The sequence below is a fragment of the Mycobacterium sp. genome, from assembly GCF_050700595.1.
Lineage (GTDB): Bacteria > Actinomycetota > Actinomycetes > Mycobacteriales > Mycobacteriaceae > Mycobacterium.
Genome location: NZ_JBOHHI010000105.1, coordinates 1 through 21,165 on the forward strand (window position 1 = coordinate 1; position 21,165 = coordinate 21,165).

Consider the following 21,165-nt stretch of genomic DNA (forward strand, 5'->3'; position numbering starts at 1 on the left):
CCTCATAGGCGTCGAGGATCTCCTGCTTGCCCGGCGGCACCAACACATCAGCCATGGCGACCGTGACTCCGCTTCGGGTGGCCCAGTAGAAGCCGGCGTCCTTGAGCTTGTCCACGGTCTGGGCGACCACGATCATCGGGTAGCGCTCGGCCAGGTCGTTGATGATCGCGGCCTGTACCTTCTTGTGCATCTGCTCATTGACGAACGAGTAGCTCATCGGCAGCAGCTCGTTGAACATCACCCGGCCCAGGGTGGTAGCAGCTCTCCAGGAATCACCGGGCCGCCAACCGTTTTGGCCGAACAGCTCGGTCTCGATTTCCACCGGCGGGCGCAGCTGGGAAAGACGCACCCTGATCTTGGCCCGAACCGACAACACACCGCGGTCGGCGGCCATGATCGCCTCGGCCGGCGACGCGTACACACCCGACTCCGGGCGGTCCTTGGCAGCCGGCCGGTATTCGCCGGTGTCGCCTTCGATCTCGGTGGTCAGGAAGTAGAGCCCGGTCACCATGTCCAGTCGCGGCATGGCCAGCGGACGACCCGACGCCGGCGACAGGATGTTGTTACTGGACAGCATCAGGATGCGGGCCTCGGCCTGCGCCTCGGCGCTCAAAGGCAGGTGCACCGCCATCTGGTCGCCGTCGAAGTCGGCGTTGAACGCCTCACACACCAGCGGGTGCAGCTGAATAGCCTTACCTTCCACCAGCATTGGCTCGAAAGCCTGGATACCCAGCCGGTGCAGGGTGGGTGCGCGGTTGAGCAGCACCGGGTGCTCGGCGATGACCTCTTCGAGCACGTCCCACACCTGCGGACGCTGGCGCTCCACCATTCGCTTGGCGCTCTTGATGTTCTGCGCGTGGTTGAGGTCGACGAGCCGCTTCATCACGAACGGCTTGAACAGCTCCAGCGCCATCAGCTTGGGCAGGCCACACTGGTGCAGCTTGAGCTGCGGGCCGATCACGATGACCGAACGGCCCGAGTAGTCGACGCGCTTACCCAGCAGGTTCTGCCGGAACCGGCCCTGCTTGCCCTTGAGCAGATCGGAAAGCGACTTGAGCGGCCGGTTGCCCGGTCCGGTGACCGGGCGACCGCGGCGGCCGTTGTCGAACAGCGCGTCCACCGCCTCCTGCAGCATCCGCTTCTCGTTGTTGACGATGATCTCGGGCGCACCGAGGTCGATCAGCCTCTTGAGCCGGTTGTTGCGGTTGATCACCCGGCGGTACAGGTCGTTGAGGTCGCTGGTGGCGAAGCGGCCACCGTCGAGTTGCACCATCGGCCGCAGTTCCGGCGGAATCACCGGCACGGCGCCGAGCACCATGCCCATCGGCGAGTTGCCGGACTGCTGGAACGCCGCAACCACCTTGAGCCGCTTGAGGGCGCGAAGCTTCTTCTGCCCCTTGCCACTTCGGATGACCTCGCGCAGCGCGTCGGCCTCGGCCTCGATGTCGAAGGTCTCGATGAGCTTCTGGATCGACTCCGCACCCATCGCGCCGGTGAAGTACTCGCCGTATCGGTCGACCAGCTCGCGATAGAGGTTCTCGTCGACGATCAGCTGCTTGGGGGCCAGCTTGGTGAAGGTGTTCCAGATCTCGTCCAGCCGTTCCAGCTCACGCTGGGCACGGTCGCGGGTCTGCCGCATCTCGCGCTCGCCGCCGTCGCGCACCTTGCGCTTGGCATCGGCTTTCGCGCCTTCGGCCTCCAGCTCGGCCAGGTCGGCCTCCAGCTTCTGGGCGCGGGCCTCCAGGTCCGCATCGCGCTGGTCCTCGACCGCCTTGCGCTCCACGGTCATCTCGGCCTCGAGCGTGGAAAGCTCGTTGTGCCGCAGCTCCTCGTCGACGCCGGTGATGACGTAGGCGGCGAAGTAGATGATCTTCTCGAGGTCCTTCGGCGCCAGGTCGAGCAGGTAGCCCAACCGCGACGGCACGCCCTTGAAGTACCAGATGTGGGTGACCGGTGCGGCCAGCTCGATGTGGCCCATCCGCTCGCGACGCACCTTGGCCCGCGTCACCTCGACGCCGCAGCGCTCACAGATGATGCCCTTGAAGCGGACCCGCTTGTATTTGCCGCAATAGCACTCCCAGTCGCGAGTCGGTCCGAAGATCTTCTCGCAGAACAGACCGTCCTTCTCCGGCTTCAGCGTGCGGTAGTTGATGGTCTCCGGCTTCTTGACCTCGCCGAACGACCACCGCCGAATGTCGTCGGCGGTGGCCAGGCCGATGCGGAGTTCATCGAAGAAGTTGACGTCTAACACGTAACTCCCTTTCGGATTGCGGGACTAGAAATCAATCAGCCTAGATCTTCTACGGACGCGGATTCGTTGCGGGACAAGTTGATTCCCAGATTCGCGGCCGCGCGCTCCAGATCCTCGTCGTCGCCGTCGCGCATCTCGATCGCCGCGCCGTCACTCGACAGCACCTCGACGTTGAGGCACAGCGACTGCAGCTCCTTGAGCAGCACCTTGAACGACTCGGGAATGCCCGGCTCGGGGATGTTCTCGCCCTTGACGATCGCCTCGTAAACCTTGACCCGCCCGACGGTGTCGTCGGACTTGATCGTCAGCAGCTCCTGCAGCGTGTAGGCCGCGCCGTAGGCCTGCATGGCCCAGCACTCCATCTCGCCGAACCGCTGGCCACCGAACTGCGCCTTACCGCCCAGCGGCTGCTGGGTGATCATCGAGTACGGGCCGGTGGAGCGGGCGTGGATCTTGTCGTCGACCAGGTGGTGCAGCTTCATGATGTACATGTAGCCGGTCGTCACCGGGTACGGGAACGGCTCACCGGACCGGCCGTCGAACAGCACCGCCTTGCCGTCGCCGTCGACCAGCACATCGCCGTCGCGGTTGGGCAGCGTCGAGGACAGCAGACCCTGCAGCTCCTCCTCCCGAGCGCCGTCGAACACCGGGGTCGAGACGATCTTGTTCGGCTCGGCGTCCAACAGCTCGTCGGGCAACCGCGCCGCCCAGTCCGGGACACCCTTGGACCTCTCGATCTTCCAGCCGCTGTGGGCGCACCAGCCCAGATGGGTTTCCAGGATCTGGCCGATGTTCATGCGTCGCGGCACCCCGTGGGTGTTCAGGATGATGTCCACCGGGGTGCCGTCCGGCAGGAACGGCATGTCCTCGACCGCCAGGATCTTGCCGATCACACCCTTGTTGCCGTGCCGCCCGGCCAGCTTGTCGCCGTCGGAGATCTTGCGCTTCTGGGCGACGTAGACGCGGACCAGCTCGTTGACGCCGGCCGGCAGCTCGTCGTCGTCCTCGCGGGAGAACACCCGGATGCCGATCACCTTGCCGGATTCGCCGTGCGGCACCTTCAGCGACGTGTCGCGGACCTCACGGGCCTTCTCCCCGAAGATCGCCCGCAGCAGCCGCTCCTCCGGAGTCAGCTCGGTTTCCCCCTTCGGGGTGACCTTGCCGACCAGGATGTCGCCGTCACGGACCTCGGCACCGATACGCACGATGCCGCGCTCGTCGAGGTCGGCCAGCACCTCGTCGGAGACGTTCGGGATGTCCCGGGTGATCTCCTCGGCACCCAGCTTGGTGTCGCGGGCGTCGACCTCGTGCTCCTCGAGGTGAATCGAGGTGAGGATGTCCTCCTCGAGGAGGCGGTTGGACAGGATGATCGCGTCATCGTAGTTGTGCCCCTCCCACGGCATGATCGCCACCAGCAGGTTCTTGCCCAGCGCCATCTCGCCGTCGGCGGTGCACGGGCCGTCGGCGATCACCTGGCCGGCCTCCACCCGCGCTCCGGTGTCCACGATCGGGCGCTGGTTGGCGCAGGTGCCGTGGTTGGACCGGGCGAACTTGCGCATCCGGTAGGTATGCCGGGTGCCGTCGTCGGCCATCACCGTGATGAAGTCGGCCGACACCTCCTCGATGACACCGCCCTTGTCGGCGACGACGACGTCACCGGCGTCGATCGCGGCGCGCAACTCCATGCCCGTGCCCACCAACGGCGCCTCGCTGCGCACCAGCGGAACCGCCTGGCGTTGCATGTTGGCGCCCATCAGGGCTCGGTTGGCGTCGTCGTGCTCGAGGAACGGGATCATCGCGGTCGCCACCGACACCATCTGGCGCGGCGAGACGTCCATGTACTCCACCTCGGCGGAGGACACGTACTCGACCTCGCCGGCCTTGCGGCGGACCAGCACGCGGGCCTCGGTGAATCGGCGGTCGTCGTCGATCGGCGAGTTGGCCTGCGCGACGACGTGACGGTCCTCCTCGTCGGCGGTCAGGTACTCGATCTCGTCGGTGACCACGCCGTCGACCACCTTGCGATACGGCGTCTCGATGAACCCGAAGGGGTTGACCCGCGCGTACACCGACAGCGACCCGATCAGACCGATGTTCGGTCCTTCCGGGGTCTCGATCGGGCACATCCGGCCGTAGTGGCTCGGGTGGACGTCGCGGACCTCCAGCCCGGCCCGCTCCCGGGACAGACCACCCGGGCCCAGCGCGGAGAGCCGCCGCTTGTGGGTCAGGCCCGACAGCGGGTTGTTCTGGTCCATGAACTGCGACAGCTGGCTGGTGCCGAAGAACTCCTTGATCGCGGCGACCACCGGCCGGATATTGATCAGCGTCTGCGGCGTGATCGCCTCGACGTCCTGCGTGGTCATCCGCTCGCGGACCACCCGCTCCATCCGGGACATGCCGACCCGGATCTGGTTCTGGATCAACTCTCCGACCGTGCGCAGCCTGCGGTTGCCGAAGTGGTCGATGTCGTCGGTTTCCACCGGCACCTCGACGCCGCCCGGAACGGTCATCGTGGTCTGACCCTCGTGCAGGCGCACCAGGTACTCGATGGTGGCGACGATGTCCTCTTCGGTCAGCGTGGTCGTCGTGATCGGGTTATCGCTGCCTTTCGCGCTCAGGCCAAGCTTCTTGGTGATCTTGTAACGACCGACTCGGGCCAGGTCGTAGCGCTTCTCCTTGAAGAACAGGTTCTCCAGCAGGGTCTGCGCGGACTCCTTGGTGGGCGGCTCGCCCGGGCGCAGCTTGCGGTAGATGTCCAGCAGCGCCTCGTCGGTGCCGAGGGTGTTGTCCTTCTCCAGCGTCGACATCATGATCTCGGAGAAGCCGAACCGCTCGGTGATCTGCTCGCCGGTCCAACCCAGCGCCTTGAGCAGCACGGTGACGGGCTGGCGGCGCTTGCGGTCGATGCGCACACCCACGGTGTCGCGCTTGTCGACGTCGAACTCCAGCCACGCGCCGCGGCTGGGGATCACCTTGACCGAATGCAGCGTCTTCTCGGTCGACTTGTCGATCGTCTCGTCGAAGTAGACCCCGGGCGAGCGCACCAGCTGGCTGACCACCACCCGCTCGGTCCCGTTGATGATGAACGTGCCTTTTTCGGTCATCATCGGGAAGTCGCCCATGAACACCGTCTGGCTCTTGATCTCGCCGGTGTTGTTGTTGATGAACTCGGCCGTGACGAACAGCGGGGCCGCGTACGTCATGTCCTTGTCTTTGCACTCGTCGACCGGCGCCTTGACCTCGTCGAACCGCGGGTCGGAGAACGACAGCGACATCGAGCCGGAGAAGTCCTCGATCGGCGACAGCTCGGAGAGCACCTCTTCCAGACCGCCGACCGGCTTGCGGTCCCCTCGCCGCTCGCCACGGGCGGCGGCGGCCTCGCGCCAGCGCGGCGCGCCGATCAGCCACTCGAACGACTCGGTCTGCACGTCGAGCAGCCCCGGAACCTCCAGCGGTTCGTGCAGCTTGGCGAATGAAATTCGGTTAGGTGCTCCGGGAACAGAGTTGTAGGAAGAAGCTTGAGTCTTTGAGGGATTTTTCTTGCTCTGGCGGGAGACTGCCAAGATGCATCCTTCCAGCACCTCGTGCGGCTGACTGGTTATAGGACCTGTTCGCCGCGATCACTTTGTCGGTTCGGCTGGCGGACGATCTGTCCGCATCTCACGCACGCAGCTAGCTCGCTGAGGGGAAAGCGAGTCAGGCCAGGACCACGGTGTCAAATGGCGGGTGAGATGGGCAGGAAGTAGCCAGCGCAACGTCCAACAATAGCGCACGACTGCGCATTCCTCAACTACCGTGCACAAACTATCGGCGCTGGCCGGCGTCTTGACCTTCCCGTGCACGCATACTGCCCAACAGATTGACCTGTTCGAGGCCGTCCGTCAAGGGTTGACGCGCCAACTTGTCAGCGAAGCTCCCTTCCACCTGCCGCCGGTGTCAGTAGTTCCGCCGGGTGGGGATCGACGCGGTGGTTGACTCGTCCTCGCGCCGGTGGCCGCCGCCGACCTCATCGCCGAACTCGTGCCCAGCGAACTTGCCGGTGCCCTCCAGCGAGTCGAGGATCGCCGCCTGGGCGTTCTTCGGCAGCAGGTGCAGATTCTCCCGGACCCGGGCCTGACGACGGGCGACCGCCTTGCGCTCCGGCATACCCGGGGTGACGGTGATCTGCGGCGGCACGCCCTCGATGTCCTCGACACCGCCGTCGAGGTGGCCGGCGTCCAGGTGGGCCTGCTCCTCGGCCATCGTGGCCTCGTCCTTTTCCTCGGACATCCCGATCGGACCGATCCGCCGCCCGTTGAGGAATTGCCGCACGACCGGCTCGTCGCTGGTCAGCAGCACTTCACGCGGGCCGAACATCACCAGCTTGCGACGGAACAGCATGCCCATGTTGTCCGGCACCGTGCGGGCGATGTTGATGTTGTGCGTGACGATCAGGATGGTGGCGTCGATCTGCGCGTTGATGTCGAGAATCAGCTGGCTCAGATAGGCGGTGCGGACCGGATCCAGACCCGAGTCGGGCTCGTCGCAGAGGATGATCTGCGGGTCGAGCACCAGCGAGCGGGCCAGCCCGGCGCGTTTGCGCATACCGCCGGAGATCTCACCGGGGAACTTCTTCTCATCCCCGCCCAGGCCGACCAGGTTCAGCTTCTCCATGACGATGTCACGGATTTCGCCTTCCTTTTTCTTGGTGTGCTCGCGCAGCGGGAACGCCGTGTTGTCGTAGAGGTTCATCGATCCGAACAGCGCGCCGTCCTGGAACATCACCCCGAACAGGGTGCGGATCTCATAGAGCTCCTTGGCTGTGCACTCGGTGATGTCGGTGCCCTCGACGACGATCGAGCCGCGTTCCGGGCGCAGCAAGCCGATCAACGACTTCAAAAACACCGACTTGCCGGTACCCGACGGCCCCAGCAACACACTGACCTCGCCCGGCGGGATGTCCATTGCGACGTCTTCCCAGATTCGCTGGGACCCGAAGGACTTACTCAGCCCCTCAACCTGGATACCGATACCCATGCGAAGTCCTTCCGACGTTGCTCCCCTGCGCTGTGGTTTGAGTCACTTTAGCTTACCCAGGCAGCAGACGACACACCTATCGATCGCTAGCGCTGCGGCGACCAGTTGCCGTGAAAACCCATCGGGACCCGTTGCGGCAGGTGCACGGTGGCCATCGACTCCAGTGTTGCGGCATCGAGCAACAGCAGTTGGCCCTCGTCACGGCCGCGGTGATAGCCATAGCCGATCAACGTGCCGTCGTCCTCGGCGCCGGCCGTGGGGGCCGGGATGAACGACATCTCGCCGATCAGCAACTCGGGGTCGAGTGTGGCCGTGGCGGTGGATCCGGTCGCGTAGTCGTGCTTGTAAAGCGCGGTGCGCATCGCGGATGCCCCCGCGTCCAGGAATCCGCCGTCGATACCGACGGTGTAGCCGAACCGGTGCCTGCCGCCGAGCAGGGACTCGTTGATCCGGGGGAATTCCTGGGGCCGGTCGTCGCGGCGTTCGCCGCTCACCGCGCCGGTGGTCAGGTTGATCGTCCAGCGGTCCAGGGTGGGTCGGCTGTCGCCGGGGCCGCGGCGGTCACGGTCGAACATGCGGGAGTAGCGCACCACGTCGAGCACCATGACCTCGGCGCCATCGCGTGTTTCGGTGTAGGCGTTGAGCGGGTGGTAGACGTAGCACGGTTCGATGTCGAACCATCTGATGTCTGCGGCTGCGCCCTCGCGGGGCATGACACCGATGCGCGCCGGGTATTTGGGATTCCAGGCGTATGGCATCTTGTTGAGCGGCTGGCGGTTCCGATTGATCATTGCCGTGACCGGGCTGAGCATCCGGACCCGTCCGATCACCGACTGCAGCGCCAGCCGGGCCGGGCCGCTCAGCCAGCGCGGCACGGTCGTCGGCAGTACCTGGACCGGGTCGAAGGTGACCGGCAGGTCGTAGATCACCACATACTTCTCGGTCAGCGAGAAGTCGTGCATCATCGGCGACCCCGACACCTTGATGTCGACCGTGCGACGGGCCCGTCCCCCGGTGTCGATCACCGAGTACTGCACGCTGCGTCCGCGGGCGAACGAGTACGACACCGCGTGCAGCTCGCCGGTGGCCGGATCACGGTGCGGGTGGGCGGTGTAGCCGCCGGTCAGGGTGCCGTCGAAGTCACACGGGCCGACGGTGTCGAGGTCGTCGGTGAGCCGGTAGTTAGCGCCGCCGCCCTCGACCAGTGCCAGCGTCTGGCCGGCATGGCTCAGCACGTTGGTGTTGGGACCGACCGACAGCATGCCGGCGCGCGGGTCCAGCCCGCTGGGTGCGGGTTCGCCCCGCGCGGCGCAGACGTGCGGGGTGCGGACCCAGCGGTTGCGATACCAGCGGGCCTGCCCGTCGCGCAGCGCGACGCCGTGCACCATCGCGTCGCCGGTGAACCAGTGGTAGGTGGCCGGGTCTACCTCGGCAGCCGGGTTGGGTCCGTTGCGCAGGTAGCGCCCATCGAGGTGCTCGGGGATGTGCCCGGTGACCGGCAGGTCAGTCGCGGTCAGCTCGGCATCCACCGGCGCCAGGAAACCGTCGAGATAGGGGTTCGCCGATCGGGTGGTGGCGGTAGTGGTCATTGCCAACTCCTATAACATTGATATTACGATGTTATGGGAGCCTACGCCCTGTGTGCCAAGATGGCAACGATGACTTCCTCGCAGACCGAACGCAGCGTGCGCGACGAACTGGTGCACGCGGCCGTGAGCCTGCTCAACAGCGACGGGCCCGACGCGTTGCAGACCCGCAAGATCGCCAGCGCGGCCGGAACCTCGACGATGGCGGTGTACACCCATTTCGGCGGGATGCAGGCGTTGATCGCCGCGGTGGCCGAGGAGGGCCTGCGGCAGTTCGACGCCGCGCTCGCGGTTTCGCAAACCGACGATCCGGTCGCCGACTTATTCGCAGTCGGTACCGCCTACCGACGCTATGGCATCGAACGCCCACACATGTACCGGCTGATGTTCGGCAGCACCAGCGCACACGGCATCAACGCGCCCGCGCACAACATGCTCACGCTGAGCCTGGCGGAGATCAGCGAGCGTTACCCCAGCTTCGCGCACGTGGTGCGGGCCGTGCACCGGTCGATGCTGGCGGGCCGCATCACGGCGGGATCGGCCGAAGATGACGCCGCAGTGGTGGCCGTCGCCGCCCGGTTCTGGGCGGCGATCCACGGGTTCGTGATGCTGGAGTTGGCCGGCTACTACGGTGACGACGGCGCGGCCGTCGGACCGGTACTCGGCTCGATGACGACGAACCTGCTTGTCGCGCTGGGTGATTCGCCCGAGCGGGTGTACCGGTCGCTTCGCTTGACTACTTGACCGTGACGGTGGCGCCGGCAGCTTCGAGTTTGGTCTTGGCCTCCTGGGCGGCCTCCTTGGCGACCTTCTCCAGCAGCGGCTTGGGCGCGCCGTCGACCAGATCCTTGGCCTCCTTGAGGCCCAGGCCCGAGACGATCTCGCGCACGACCTTGATGACGCCGATCTTCTTGTCGCCGGCGGCTTCGAGAATGACGTCGAACTCGGACTGCTCTTCGGCAGCCTCCGCCGCAGCGGGAGCAGCCCCCGGCGCAGCGGGCGCGACGGCAACCGGGGCGGCGGCGGTGACCTCGAAGGTCTCCTCGAACTTCTTGACGAACTCGGAGAGCTCCAACAAGGTCAGGTCCTTGAAGGCGTCGAGCAGCTCGTCGGTAGACAGCTTGGCCATGTGTGTGTCCTTCCTCGGGGTGGGGTACGGGGTTACTCGGCGGTTTCGGTTACCGGAGCTTCAGCGGCCTTCTTCTCCTGCAGCGCGGCAGCCAGGCGGGCCACCTGCGACGCGGGCGCGTTGAACAATGCGGCAGCATTGGCGAGGTTGGCCTTCATCGCGCCGGCCAGCTTGGCCAGCAGCACCTCGCGCGACTCCAGGTCGGCGATCCGCTCGACCTCGGCGACGCTGAGCGGGTGGCCATCCATGTAGCCGCCCTTGATGACCAGCGCCTTGTTGCCCTTGGCGAAGGTCTTGATGGCCTTGGCGGCATCAACGGTCTCACCGGTGACGAACGCGATCGCGGTCGGGCCGATGAACAACTCGTCGAGACCCTCGATGCCCGCCTTCGCCGCGGCCCGTTTGACCAGCGTGTTCTTGGCGATCGCGTAGGTGGCCGATCCGGCCAGCGAGCGGCGCAAGTCGGCCAGGTTGGCCACCGTCAGGCCGCGGTACTCGGTGATCACGGTCGCAGTGGACGCCTTGAACTGCTCGGCGATGTCTGCAACGGCGGTGGCCTTGTCAGCCCTGCCCATGCATACCTCCTTGGAGTCTCGGCCCGGGAACGACGAACGCCCCGACGCAGGAAGCGGTCGGGGCGTGCCAAAGCTGCCTCGTCCTCCTGCGTGGGCCGCCGGGTGTTCCCGGACCTTCGACCGATTGCTCGGTGACCGACGGTCTTCGGTGGATCGGCAACCACAATAGCGTGGCGCTGGTTATCAGCAGCCGCCACCCTCGTCGAGTGGCCAGTTGTGTCACGCAAAAAGCTCTGGAGCGTGTCATAAGTGGCCGGTCGCGGAGAGTTCGGCCAGCCTTGCCGCCCCGATCAAACCGGCGTTGCCGCCGAGTTCGGCGGGCACAGCACGCACGCCGCAAATGAAATCCAACCCGGCGTATCCCGCCAACGCCGCGCGCAGTGGGTCGAACAACACCGGGCCGGACTTGGCGACTCCCCCGCCGATCACCGCGAGGTCCAGGTCGCAGACCGCCGCCACCGAGGCGATCATCGCGGCCAGTGCGGTGGCGCCGCGGCCGAATGCCCGCACGGCTATCGCGTCACCGGCGGAGGCCGCCTGCGCCAGCGCCCTCGCGTCGGCCCCGGTCCAGCCGTTGGCCTGCGCCCACCGCGTCATCGACGGGCCGGACGCCACGGTCTCCACGCAGCCCCGGCCGCCGCAGACGCACGGTGAGCCGTCCGGCTCGGCGACCACGTGCCCGACGTGCCCGGCGTTGCCGGTCCGCCCGTGATAGGGGGTGCCGTCGAGCACCAGCCCACCGCCCACGCCGGTGGACACCACAATGCCGACCAAAAAGCGGACGCCGCGTCCGGCGCCGCGCCAGTGCTCGCCCAGCGCCATGCACAGCCCGTCGCCGCCGAGCCGCACCGGCACACCGGGCACGGCTGCGGCGACCCGGTCGCGCAGCGGGAAACCGCGCCAGCCCGCGATGTTGATCGGGCTCACCGTGCCGGCCCCGACGTCGATCGGGCCGGCCGACGCGATCCCGACCGCCTCGGCCGCACCGCCGGCAACATCCAGCGTCTGGGTGATCATCGCGTGAACCGCGTCCCATACCTGGTCTTTCGGCGTCGGCCGCCTTGTGACATGTACCAGCGTGCCGGCGGAGTCGACCAGGCCGGCGGCGATTTTCGTGCCGCCGATGTCGAGGGACAGGGTGAGCATGGCTTTAGTGCCGATGGGTGTTGTCGGGTTGACGTGGGTCGCCGGGGTGTTCGTAGCCGGGCGCCAGCCGCACCTGCGCGGCGCGGCGCACGTCTATCCACACCCGGAAAGCCCGGCGCCGCGCGGCGGCCCGCAGGTGCTCGGCGATCATCGAACGCACCTGCTCCAACGGCGGCGCGGCGAAGGCGGCACCGCGCCAGCCGTTCCGGCCCGGCGGCACCGTGGCGAACCGCAGCGGGTTGCGGGCGTGGTAATCGGCGACATCGTCGTCACTGACGTCGATCGCGGCGGTCACCCGGGCGAACAGGGCGCGGGCCAACTCCTGGCCCAGCACCGCGGCGGCCATACTGCCGAGCTCCAGTCGGGCCGTCACATCGGGCAGCAGCTCCGCCTCGCTCGGTGCGTCCGCAGCGGTCACTTTCAGCGCGTCCGCCTCGACGGCGATCACCCGCTCGGTCACGATCAGCTGGGTCAGCCAGCGGCGTAGCTGCCGTCCCTCGCTGGTACCTGCCCGCGGCAGCGCGGCTGCCAGCGGGCCGTCGCGCAGCCGCGCCTCGCGCGCGTCGACCTCGCTGATCGGGACCGCGATACCGCCGACGGTCGCGGCGATCATCGGACTGTGACCTGGACCGCAGGTGAATACACCAGGCTGCCGGCGCAGCCGACCCGGACCAACGCCCACCATTGGCCGGGCTCCAGCCAGGGGGGCGGGGCCACGTCGAAGCCGAGCTCGACCGTGCGGCGTGCGGGCAGCACCGCGCCCAGCGCGGCCGGACCGATCCACTCCCAGGTTCCCCACGGGCTGATCAGGTGGGCCTCCAGTGCCAGCTCGGCGCAGGCGGTGGTGCCGACCGTGACCGTCAACCTCGCCGAGTCACCGGCAGCGACCGCGACGTCGGCCGGGTCATCGACGAGATACAGCAGCCCCCGGTCGTGGGGCGCGCCGACCGACACGATGCACACGTCTTCGATCACCTGTCGCCAGGCGGGTGGCACCTTGCCGCTGAGTTGCAACTGGGCTCGGATCGGGTAAAGACCGGGCTCGGCGGGTGGCATCGTGACAATGACGTCGGCCTCCAGGTGTTCGCCGGGCGGCAGCTCGAACGGCAGCTCGGCGGGTCTGGCAGTCCACCCGTCGGGGCACACCAGCGCGACAACACCGACCAACGGCGTATCGCTAGCGTCGCTCGCCGCAGTCAAGCGCAGCACCACCTCAGTGCCGACGGCGTCTACGTGCTGGGGGTGCAGGTAGGCGACCGCCGGTAGCCCGCCCAACGGCGCGGGGCCGCGGTTGTGCAGCCAATACCGGGCGTACAGCGGCTGGGCGGCCTCGGCTTCCGATGCCAGCAGACCGCCGTCCAGGACGCGGGGCATGTCGAGCCGGGCCAGCACGGTGGCGATCTGGTAGCCGTGCAGCGTGCTGACCCGCGGACGTGCCACCGGCCGTTCGAGCAGATCCGCCGGCACAAGCTCCGACACGGTGCCCAGCGGAGAGCGCACCACGACGTCGGTGTCGGCGCCGTGCGGTTCGACCAGCCGGATGGCCACGGCATGCGGGTCGACCGGCCGGGCGCGGCCGCGTGCCAACGGGTTGCCGGCCGGCTTGAGGGCGCCGACCTGCACCGCAGGATCCACCTGTAGCAGCGATCCGGCCGCCGGCAGCCCAGCGCCCTTTCCGGGCGCGCAGAGCAGCGGGTGGGAGAACTCCGCGCTGCGCGCCGGGATCCGCGCCGGCCGCCAGTCGCCGGCGCCGGCGACCAGCGCGTAGTCGAATCCGTGGGTCCAGTGCTGCAGTTGGAAGTTCGACCCGTCGGGCGCGGCGCGGCGCGGCTCGTCGATCCAGGTGCCCGATGGCCAGCCGGTGCACGACCGCATCAGCGCGGAATGCAGCGTTCCGTCGGTGTCGACGGCGAAACTCGGCACCCCGCGGTTGAGCAGCGCAACCGTGTATGGCTCGTAGCGCCCCAGCCCCGACGCCGCCTGCTGGGTGACGACGATCTCGGCGTCCGCGAGGTCGTCGGCCACCGCCGCGATCGCCGGCACGAGGTCGACCTCGTCGCGGCCGGCGATCACCAGCACCGGCAGCGCCCGCGGGTCACGCAGGTCGGCGCCCGGCACCCAGGCCGACGCCAACGGTACTGCCGCCGGCACCCACACCCGGGCTCGCCCGGTCGCGGTGAGCTGGCGGTCCAGCTCGCTGCTGTAGTCCGGGTCGGCGGCCGCCAGCACGGCTTTGGTGAACGCGTTGTCGCCCGGCCCGCCCAGGGCGATCCGGGTGTCCGGCAGGTTGGAGTCGACGCCCAGATGTCCGTAGCGGGGCTTGTCGGCGCTGCTGCAGGTCGCGGTGACCCCGGCACGCACCAGCGCGACCATCAGGCGGCGCGCCAGCTCGCCCGATGCCGTCTCGGACGGTGTCACCACCTCGGCCACCGACACCGCAGCCACGGCATTGCCGACCCGGACCCGCGCTGCGGACGACAGCCCGAACCAGCCGTACGCCGGGTTGTCCAGCGTCCACGGGTGTTGCCCGCTGTCCACCGACCGCCCGGTGCGCGGGTCGTGCAGCAACGCGAAACCGCGCCCGACGACGGCGTCGCCGACCTCGCTGACCGGCATGGCGCCCGGCACCGGGCAGGGCCAGCGCAGCCGCAGCAGCCGGTCCTCGCCGGTGAACTCGTCGATGACGGTGCGGCAGTCCACCCGCGCGACGCCGTGCCACAGCGTCAGCGTCTGGGTGTAGCGCAGCAGTGTGTCGATCCGGCCGCGCACGACCAGCCGCTGTCCCAGCGGGCACTGGTACGCCTGCATGTCGGCGCGGGTTTCCGACGAGCAGACGACCGGCCCCTTGGGCAGCAGGTGCCACGGGCCCTCACCGCCGGTCGGGTGGGCCGGGTATTCCTGGTAGACGGCCAGCTCGTTGCCGACCTTGCCGTCGGCGATCAGCTCACGGCCGTCCTGCCGCAGCGAGCACACCCCGCCGCCGCGGGCCGGGTCGACCGTCAGCCGGTAATGCTCGTTGGCGATCTGCGACCCGGGCACCGGTTCCCAGCCGGCCGGTTCGCCGGCACCGGCCAGCCGGTAGGCCCGCCAACCCAGCGATGGCACGTCGCGCGCCAGGAACGTCACCGACCGGCCGTCGTGCTCCACATACGGCGCCTCGACGCCGTCGGCATCCAAGATCCGCGCGCCGGTGTCTAGCCGAGCGGTTACCACGTCGGTTCGGCTGTGCGCCAACGGATTCCACACCACCACGTCGCCGGGGACGGCACGGGACAACAGCGCCAGCGCGTTGTCCCGGACGGTGTGGCCCAACTCCCACGCGTCGCGCCAGCCGGTCAGCAGGTCGAGATAGACCTGATCGGATTCCGAGCCGGTGATGCCGTCGTGGTGCGCGCCGTACGCCAATTGCACCCACGCCTTGGCCAGCGCCGCCTGCGGGTAGTCCGCACCGGCCAATACCCCGGCGAACACCGCGAAGCGTTCCGCGTCCAGCACGGCGTTCTCGGCGGCCCGGTTGGCCTGCTTGGTGTCGATGTACGACACGTCCTTGCCGGTGTAGACCGGGTTCATGTCCCGGGTTTGCGGCGACGGCCTCAGCCCGCGGGCACCGAGTTCGGCGCGCACCGCGGCGAAGAACTCGCACGGCAGCGCACACACGAACTTCGGCCAGGTGTAGCGCGCACCCCAGTCCCGGTGAATCTCGGTCACCCACTTGTTCGGCGGCGTGTAGTCGGCGCCGACCGGCAATAGCACGTTGCGGGTCAGCGCGACCTTGCACAGCTCCTCGAACAGCCGGTACGTGGCCTGCTCGGCCTCGGCAAGCGACGCCGCGTCGTCCATCCCCCAGCCGGCCCCGTAATGGGCGGGCATGTAGTGCGTGAGCAGGCCGCGCCCGGACGGGGCGATCCACTCGAACTCGCTGCAGAACTGCATGCCGGCCACGCCGCCCTCGCTGTGCATCGGCCCCCACTGGTGGTGCGGCCCGCGGGCCCACGAACTCGACGTCAGCCCGGCGTCGGCGGCCATCCCCGGAAACTGCGGGTCGTGGCCGAACACGTCGAGCTGCCAGGCGGTCGCCGGGTCAGCGCCGAGTATGTCACGTTGGAAACCCATGCCGTGCACCAGGTTTCGGATGGTTGTCTCCGGGCTGGTGAGGTTGGTGTTGGGCTCGTTGTAGGTGCCGCCCATCACCTCCACCCGGCCTTCGGCGATGAAGCGGCGCAGATCGGCGCGGTCCTCGGGATGGGTGTCCCAGTACGGCTTGAGGTAGTCGACTTCGGCCAGCACGAATTTGTACTCGGGTTCGCGGCGGGCCATCTCCAGATGCGCGTGAACCAGCTCGAAGCCATTCCGGCACCTGCTGGGCGGGTCCGCCTGCCACATGCTGGTGTAGGCGCCCTGGGTGTTCCACCACACCGGGTCGTAGTGGAAATGGCTGATCATGAACATCGTCCAGCCGGGTTCGGCGACGGTGAACGGGAAGAGCATCGAGGCGCTTTCGGCGTGCACGTTCGCGGTGCGTCGCTGCCCGGTCACCGGGTGGTCGACGACAACCGGGATCTCGACGACGTCCTGGGCATCGTTGACGGTTGCTTGCCCCGTGAGGCCTTGACCGTCGATGCGAAGCAGCGTCGGCTCGGCGCAGCCGCTGACGGTGACCCGGGCCAGCTGCAGCGGTGCGTCCGGCGGGCCGACGAAAAGTTCCGTCGACTCCGCGGAGATCACCTGCATGTCCGCACCTTACGACCGGGACGGTCAGCGTCGCATGGTAAGGACTACCCATGCCCGCCCTCGCCCCGCCCGTGACCGATGAACGCAACGCCCTGCGCGAATTCCTGGCCTATCACCAGAGCGCGTACTTCGCGGTGGCCTACGGTCTCACCGACGAGCAGGCCCGGTCGACGCCGTCGGTCAGCGCATTGTCGATCGGCGGGCTGGTCAAGCACGCCACCGGCGTACAGCGCACCTGGATGGCGCGGGTCGCGGCAGCCCCCGACGCACCGCCGAAGGACACCCGGCCGTTCGAGGAGATCGCCAAGGAGTTCGGCGACCAGCACGTGATGCGCCCCGACGAGACGCTGACCGGGCTGCTGCGCGGGTTCGAGGAGCAGAACGCGAAATCACTGCGACTGGTGGACACGGCGGACCTGGACGCCGTCGTACCGGTACCCGACGACATTCCGTGGTTCCCGCAGAACATCAAGGCCTGGTCGGTGCGCTGGGTGATCCTGCACGTGATCAACGAGCTGGCCCGCCACGCCGGCCACGCCGACATCATCCGGGAAACCATCGACGGCGCCACCATGTACGAGCTGATCGCCGGCCTGGAGAACTGGGAGCCGCGGCCATGGGTCACGCCGTGGAAAAAACCCTGACCCGCAACGGCATCGCGCGCCGCCAAACCCCGGAAGGCGCCGTCGAGATCTATTACGAGGACCTCGGCGACCCGGCCGATCCGCCGGTGCTGCTGATCATGGGGCTGGCCGCCCAGTTGCCGATGTGGCCGGACGGCTTCTGCGCGCAACTGGTCGACGCCGGCCACCGGGTGATCCGGTTCGACCACCGCGACACCGGCCTGTCGGCCAAGATGCACGGCCTGCGCGCCGACGGCTCGGTCTACCGGCGCGCATGGCGCTACCTGCTGGGCAAGACCAGTGCGGTGCCCTACACGCTGCTCGACATGGCACACGACAGCACCACGCTGCTCGACCATCTCGGCATCGCCCGGGCACACGTGGTCGGCGCGTCGATGGGCGGCATGATCGCGCAGATCCTGGCCGCCACCGAGCCGGACCGGGTGGCGTCGCTGGGCATCATCATGTCCACCACCGGCAGGCGGTTCTTCGCGTCGCCGCCGGCGTGGCCGGTGATCCGACTGGCGTTTCGCGCGCCGGCCAGGGACGCCCCGCTCGAGGAGAAGCTGGCCTTCGAGGCGCGCAACGTCGCGGTGCTCAACGGCCCCAACTTCCTGCCATCCGAGCGCGACCTGCGCAAGCGTGTGCAAGAACTCGCCGAGCGGTGCAGCTATCCGCCCGGGCGGCGGCGCCAGGTCGACGCGGTGCTGGGCACCGGCAGCCTGCTGGCCTACAGCAGGGCGATCACCGCGCCGACGGTGGTGCTGCACGGTTCGGCGGACCCGATGCTGCGGCCGCGCAACGGCCGGGCGGTCGCCGCCGCCATCGGCGGTGCGCGGTTCGTCGTGGTCGACGGGATGGGGCATGACCTGCCCGAACCGGTGTGGCGCCCGATCGTCGAAACGCTCCGGGAGAACTTTGGCACACTGCAGTGATGAGTTCCAACGATCATCGTCGGGTCGCCAAGCTCGATCGGGTGCCGTTGCCGGTCGAGGCGGCCCGCATCGGCGTCACGGGTTGGCAGCTCACCCGCGCCGCTGCCCGCGTCCTCACCAAGCTGCCCGCGCGCGGTCCCTGGCAGCAGAAGGTGATCAGGGAAATCCCGCAGGCCTTCACCGACCTGGGTCCCACCTACGTCAAATTCGGGCAGATCATCGCCTCGAGCCCGGGCGCGTTCGGCGAACCGCTGTCCCGGGAATTTCGCGGCCTGCTCGACCGGGTGCCACCGGCCAACAAGGACGACGTGCACAAACTAATCGTCGAAGAACTCGGCGCCGAGCCGGCACAGTTGTTCGCCAGCTTCGACGAGGAGCCGTTCGCGTCGGCGTCGGTCGCCCAGGTGCACTACGCGACCCTGCGCAGCGGCGAGGAGGTCGTCGTCAAGATCCAGCGGCCGGGTATTCGCCGCCGGGTCGCCGCCGACCTGCAGATCCTCAAGCGGTTCGCCCAGGCCGTCGAACTGGCCAAATTGGGCCGTCGGCTCTCCGCCCAGGACGTCGTCGCCGACTTCTCCGACAACCTGGCCGAAGAGCTGAACTTCCGCCTCGAGGCGCAGTCGATGGAGGCGTGGGTTTCGCACCTGCACGCTTCCCCGCTGGGCCACAACATCCGGGTGCCAGAGGTGTACTGGGACTTCACCACCGAGCGGGTGCTGACGATGGAGCGGGTGCACGGCATCCGCATCGACGACGCCGCCGCGATCCGCAAGGCCGGGTTCGACGGTGTCGAGTTGGTCAAGGCGCTGCTGTTCAGTGTGTTCGAGGGCGGGCTGCGGCACGGTTTGTTCCACGGCGACCTGCACGCCGGCAACCTGTACGTCGATGAGGCGGGCCGAATCGTGTTCTTCGACTTCGGGATCATGGGCCGCGTCGATCCGCGCACCCGTTGGCTGCTGCGGGAGCTGGTCTATGCGCTACTGGTCAAGAAGGACCATGCGGCGGCGGGCAAGATCGTCGTGCTGATGGGCGCGGTCGGCACCATGAAGCCCGAGGCGCAGGCGGCCAAGGACCTGGAAAAGTTCGCCACCCCGCTCACCATGCAATCGCTCGGCGACATGTCCTACGCCGACATCGGCCGGCAGCTCTCCACGCTCGCCGACGTCTACGACGTCAAGCTGCCCCGCGAGCTGGTGTTGATCGGCAAGCAGTTCCTGTACGTGGAGCGCTACATGAAGCTGTTGGCACCGCGTTGGCAGATGATGTCCGACCCGCAGCTCACCGGCTACTTCGCCAACTTCATGGTCGAGGTCAGCCGTGAGCATCAGACCGACGTCGGGGTCTAGGTGCCGTGGAAATCCGAAGCGGCACAGCATGTTCGGGTGAGATTGAGCTTTACTACGAGGACATGGGTGCCCCGAACGACCCGGCGGTGCTGCTGATCATGGGACTGGGCGCGCAGCTGCTGCTGTGGCGCACCGCGTTCTGCGAGAAGCTCGTCGCCGAAGGTCTGCGCGTCATCCGATACGACAACCGCGACGTCGGGCTGTCCAGCAAGACCGAACGCCGTAAAGCCGCCGGCGCGCTGATCCCCCGGATGCTCAGGTTCTGGCTGGGAATGCCCGGCAGGTCGGCCTACACCCTGGAGGACATGGCCGACGACGCCGCGGCGGTGCTCGACCACCTCGGGATCGAGCGGGCGCATATCGTCGGTGCCTCGATGGGCGGCATGATCGCCCAGATCGTCGGAGCACGGTTCAGTGAGCGGACGCGGTCGCTGGCGGTGATCTTCTCCAGCAATAACCGGCGGTTCCTGCCGCCTCCGGGCCGGCGCCAGCTGCTGGCGCTGCTCAACGGGCCGCCGCCGGGGTCACCTCGGGAGGTGATCGTCGACAACGCCGTGCGGGTCACCCGGATCATCGGCAGCCCGGCCTACCCGGCGCCGGAGGAACGGATCCGCAAAGAGGCGATCGAGAGCTACGAACGCAGCTACTACCCGTGGGGCATACCCCGGCATTTCAGCGCGGTCTTGGCCAGCGGCAGCCTGGTCCGCTACGACCGGCGGATCACCGCGCCCACCGTGGTCCTGCACGGTTTGGCCGACAAGTTGATGCGGCCCTCGGGCGGGTGTGCGGTGGCACGGGCCATCCGCGGGGCGCGGTGGGTGACCTTCGACGGCATGGGCCATGAGCTGCCCGAGCAGCTGTGGGACCAAGTGATCAGGGAGTTGACAGCCACGTTCGCCAGGGCCTGACGCACGTCTGATATACGTGGGAAACATGGCGGAGCTGAAGCCGAACTACGAATTGCTGCAGTCGATTTACGACATTTCGAATAAGTTCTTCGAGCTGTTCTTGGGTCCCACGATGGGCTACACCTGCGGGTACTTCGAACGCGACGACATGACCACCGACGAGGCCCAAAACGCCAAGTTCGACCTGGCGCTGGATAAGCTCGATTTGCAGCCCGGGATGACGCTGGTCGACATCGGCTGCGGCTGGGGCGGCGGCATGCAGCGGGCGCTGGAGAACGACGACGTCAACGTCATCGGCCTGACGCTCAGCGAGCGTCAGCGCGAGTACGCCCTGGCCAAACTCGGCAAGGTCCCGACGACACGCACTGTCGAGGTACGACTGCAGGGTTGGGAGGAGTTCGACGAGAAGGTCGACCGCATCGTGTCGATCGGCGCGTTCGAGCACTTCCGTCACGAACGTTATCCCGATTTCTTCGAGATGGCCTACCGCGCGTTACCTGACGACGGATCGATGCTGCTGCACACCATCACCGCCATCACCCAGGAAGAATGCCAAAAACGGGGTTTGCCGCTGACGCTCGGGATGGCCCGTTTCGTCAGATTCATTTGCACCGAGATTTTCCCGGGCGGGCAGCTGCCGACGGTGGCCATGGTCGAGGAACAGGCCGCCAAGGCCGGTTTCAGCCTGACCAGAAAACAGGAGATCGGGCCGAACTACGTGCGGACCCTGCAGCTGTGGGCGGACGCGTTGGAGGCGCACCGGGAGGAGGCCATCGCGGCGCAGTCGCAGGAGATCTACGACCGCTACATCAGGTACCTCACCGGCTGTCCGGGCCTGTTCCGCGACGGGTACACCAGCGTCCACCAGTTCACCCTGCAGAAGTAGCGCCGTCGCCGACGCGTCGATTCGGCTGTCAGA

General features: G+C 67.8%; 15 protein-coding genes. 6 read left to right on the forward strand and 9 right to left on the reverse strand.

The features are described from left to right. The 4 genes from rpoC to ACRDTL_RS10215 form a co-directional block, all read right to left on the reverse strand. Positions 1 to 2,251, reverse strand: a 2,251-nt coding sequence (rpoC, locus tag ACRDTL_RS10200) for a DNA-directed RNA polymerase subunit beta' (protein ID WP_431506587.1), incomplete at its 3' end; no start/stop codon positions are given. A 35-nt stretch (positions 2,252 to 2,286) separates the two neighbouring features. Next, positions 2,287 to 5,814, reverse strand: a complete 3,528-nt coding sequence (locus ACRDTL_RS10205; protein WP_431506588.1) for a DNA-directed RNA polymerase subunit beta — start codon at positions 5,812 to 5,814, stop codon at positions 2,287 to 2,289. A gap of 373 nt (positions 5,815 to 6,187) precedes the next feature. Further along, positions 6,188 to 7,267, reverse strand: coding sequence for an ABC transporter ATP-binding protein (locus ACRDTL_RS10210; RefSeq protein ID WP_431506589.1), 1,080 nt, complete (start codon positions 7,265 to 7,267; stop codon positions 6,188 to 6,190). Positions 7,268 to 7,353: 86 nt separating this feature from the next. Next, complete coding sequence (locus ACRDTL_RS10215; protein ID WP_431506590.1) at positions 7,354 to 8,856, reverse strand: carotenoid oxygenase family protein; 1,503 nt, start codon at positions 8,854 to 8,856, stop codon at positions 7,354 to 7,356. A 60-nt stretch (positions 8,857 to 8,916) separates the two neighbouring features. On the opposite strand from ACRDTL_RS10215, the gene ACRDTL_RS10220 reads away from it, so the two are divergent. Beyond that, complete coding sequence (locus ACRDTL_RS10220) at positions 8,917 to 9,597, forward strand: TetR/AcrR family transcriptional regulator (RefSeq protein WP_431506655.1); 681 nt, start codon at positions 8,917 to 8,919, stop codon at positions 9,595 to 9,597. Here ACRDTL_RS10220 and rplL read toward each other — a convergent pair. The 5 genes from rplL to ACRDTL_RS10245 all read right to left on the reverse strand — a co-directional run bounded on the left by rplL (position 9,590) and on the right by ACRDTL_RS10245 (position 16,434). Then, complete coding sequence (gene rplL, locus ACRDTL_RS10225) at positions 9,590 to 9,982, reverse strand: 50S ribosomal protein L7/L12 (RefSeq protein ID WP_431506591.1); 393 nt, start codon at positions 9,980 to 9,982, stop codon at positions 9,590 to 9,592. The two genes, ACRDTL_RS10220 and rplL, sit on opposite strands and share 8 nt — an antisense overlap. A 32-nt stretch (positions 9,983 to 10,014) precedes the next feature. Beyond that, the gene (gene rplJ / locus ACRDTL_RS10230; RefSeq protein WP_431506592.1) at positions 10,015 to 10,557 is read right to left on the reverse strand and encodes a 50S ribosomal protein L10; all 543 of its coding nucleotides are present in this window, start codon (positions 10,555 to 10,557) and stop codon (positions 10,015 to 10,017) included. Between the two features lie 243 nt (positions 10,558 to 10,800). Then, a complete protein-coding gene (locus ACRDTL_RS10235; RefSeq protein WP_431506593.1) occupies positions 10,801 to 11,703 on the reverse strand; it encodes an ROK family protein in 903 nt (300 codons plus the stop codon). Positions 11,704 to 11,707: 4 nt separating this feature from the next. Beyond that, positions 11,708 to 12,316 (reverse strand): DUF7158 domain-containing protein, encoded by a 609-nt coding sequence (locus ACRDTL_RS10240; RefSeq protein WP_431506594.1) that lies wholly within the window; start codon positions 12,314 to 12,316, stop codon positions 11,708 to 11,710. Continuing rightward, positions 12,313 to 16,434: an NEW3 domain-containing protein gene (locus ACRDTL_RS10245; RefSeq protein ID WP_431506595.1), complete on the reverse strand. Its 4,122-nt coding sequence runs from the start codon at positions 16,432 to 16,434 to the stop codon at positions 12,313 to 12,315. The genes ACRDTL_RS10240 and ACRDTL_RS10245 overlap by 4 nt, the downstream gene beginning before the upstream one ends. A 71-nt stretch (positions 16,435 to 16,505) precedes the next feature. On the opposite strand from ACRDTL_RS10245, the gene ACRDTL_RS10250 reads away from it, so the two are divergent. The 5 genes from ACRDTL_RS10250 to ACRDTL_RS10270 all read left to right on the forward strand — a co-directional run bounded on the left by ACRDTL_RS10250 (position 16,506) and on the right by ACRDTL_RS10270 (position 21,132). After that, on the forward strand, positions 16,506 to 17,078 hold the full coding sequence (locus tag ACRDTL_RS10250; RefSeq protein WP_431506656.1) for a DinB family protein: 573 nt from the start codon (positions 16,506 to 16,508) through the stop codon (positions 17,076 to 17,078). Beyond that, positions 17,051 to 17,992: an alpha/beta fold hydrolase gene (locus tag ACRDTL_RS10255; RefSeq protein ID WP_431506596.1), complete on the forward strand. Its 942-nt coding sequence runs from the start codon at positions 17,051 to 17,053 to the stop codon at positions 17,990 to 17,992. Before ACRDTL_RS10250 ends, ACRDTL_RS10255 begins: the two co-directional genes overlap by 28 nt. Next, the gene (locus ACRDTL_RS10260) at positions 17,992 to 19,338 is read left to right on the forward strand and encodes an ABC1 kinase family protein (RefSeq protein ID WP_431506597.1); all 1,347 of its coding nucleotides are present in this window, start codon (positions 17,992 to 17,994) and stop codon (positions 19,336 to 19,338) included. The genes ACRDTL_RS10255 and ACRDTL_RS10260 overlap by 1 nt, the downstream gene beginning before the upstream one ends. A gap of 62 nt (positions 19,339 to 19,400) precedes the next feature. Further along, positions 19,401 to 20,246, forward strand: coding sequence for an alpha/beta fold hydrolase (locus ACRDTL_RS10265; protein ID WP_431506598.1), 846 nt, complete (start codon positions 19,401 to 19,403; stop codon positions 20,244 to 20,246). A 25-nt stretch (positions 20,247 to 20,271) separates the two neighbouring features. Continuing rightward, positions 20,272 to 21,132 carry a cyclopropane mycolic acid synthase family methyltransferase gene (locus ACRDTL_RS10270; protein WP_431506599.1) on the forward strand — a complete coding sequence of 287 codons (861 nt, stop codon included), beginning with the start codon at positions 20,272 to 20,274 and terminating at the stop codon, positions 21,130 to 21,132. Positions 21,133 to 21,165: the final 33 nt, after the last annotated feature.

Coding starts and splice junctions, on each gene's coding strand:
- ACRDTL_RS10245 (WP_431506595.1), bottom strand. CDS start 16,434: ATGCAGGTGATCTCCGCGGAGTCGACGGAACTTTTCGTCGGCCCGCCG.
- ACRDTL_RS10265 (WP_431506598.1), top strand. CDS start 19,401: ATGGGTGCCCCGAACGACCCGGCGGTGCTGCTGATCATGGGACTGGGC.
- ACRDTL_RS10210 (WP_431506589.1), bottom strand. CDS start 7,267: ATGGGTATCGGTATCCAGGTTGAGGGGCTGAGTAAGTCCTTCGGGTCC.
- ACRDTL_RS10255 (WP_431506596.1), top strand. CDS start 17,051: ATGGGTCACGCCGTGGAAAAAACCCTGACCCGCAACGGCATCGCGCGC.
- ACRDTL_RS10215 (WP_431506590.1), bottom strand. CDS start 8,856: ATGACCACTACCGCCACCACCCGATCGGCGAACCCCTATCTCGACGGT.
- ACRDTL_RS10240 (WP_431506594.1), bottom strand. CDS start 12,316: ATGATCGCCGCGACCGTCGGCGGTATCGCGGTCCCGATCAGCGAGGTC.
- ACRDTL_RS10220 (WP_431506655.1), top strand. CDS start 8,917: ATGGCAACGATGACTTCCTCGCAGACCGAACGCAGCGTGCGCGACGAA.
- ACRDTL_RS10235 (WP_431506593.1), bottom strand. CDS start 11,703: ATGCTCACCCTGTCCCTCGACATCGGCGGCACGAAAATCGCCGCCGGC.
- ACRDTL_RS10260 (WP_431506597.1), top strand. CDS start 17,992: ATGAGTTCCAACGATCATCGTCGGGTCGCCAAGCTCGATCGGGTGCCG.
- ACRDTL_RS10270 (WP_431506599.1), top strand. CDS start 20,272: ATGGCGGAGCTGAAGCCGAACTACGAATTGCTGCAGTCGATTTACGAC.
- rplJ (WP_431506592.1), bottom strand. CDS start 10,557: ATGGGCAGGGCTGACAAGGCCACCGCCGTTGCAGACATCGCCGAGCAG.
- rplL (WP_431506591.1), bottom strand. CDS start 9,982: ATGGCCAAGCTGTCTACCGACGAGCTGCTCGACGCCTTCAAGGACCTG.